This is a genomic window from Micrococcus sp. Mcc28, from assembly GCF_024519775.1.
Classification (GTDB): Bacteria; Actinomycetota; Actinomycetes; order Actinomycetales; family Micrococcaceae; genus Micrococcus; species Micrococcus luteus.
Genome location: NZ_JALJRH010000057.1, coordinates 1 through 331, shown reverse-complemented (window position 1 = coordinate 331; position 331 = coordinate 1). Strand labels below are relative to the sequence as shown.

1 protein-coding gene is annotated in these 331 nt (G+C 51.7%); it reads right to left on the bottom strand.

Annotated features, from left to right (window positions below):
- Positions 1 to 331, bottom strand: a 331-nt coding sequence (locus NR073_RS11440) for a hypothetical protein (protein WP_256748850.1), incomplete at both ends; no start/stop codon positions are given.

Sequence of the window (331 nt, the reverse complement as noted above, 5' to 3'; positions counted from 1 at the left end):
CAGAGCAGGGTGCCGAGGCCGGAGAAGAGCAGCGCCGTCTTCTCTTTCCTTCCTTTCCTTTCTTTCCCTCTCCCTTTTTCTCCTCCCCTTTCCCTCCCTTTCTTCCCCTTCTCCCTTCCTTTCCTTCTCTTTTTCCCTTTTCCTTCTTGTTTTCTTCTCTTTCCCCTCCTCTTCCTTCTTTTTCTCCCTTTTCCTCCCCTTCCTCCCTCCTTCTTCCTCCCTCCCTTTCTCCTTTCCCTCTTCCCTTTCTCTCTTTTCCCTCTTCCCTCTCTTCTTTTCTCCCTCCTCCTTCTTTCCTCCCCTCCTCTCCTTCCTCTCTTCCTTCCTTCTC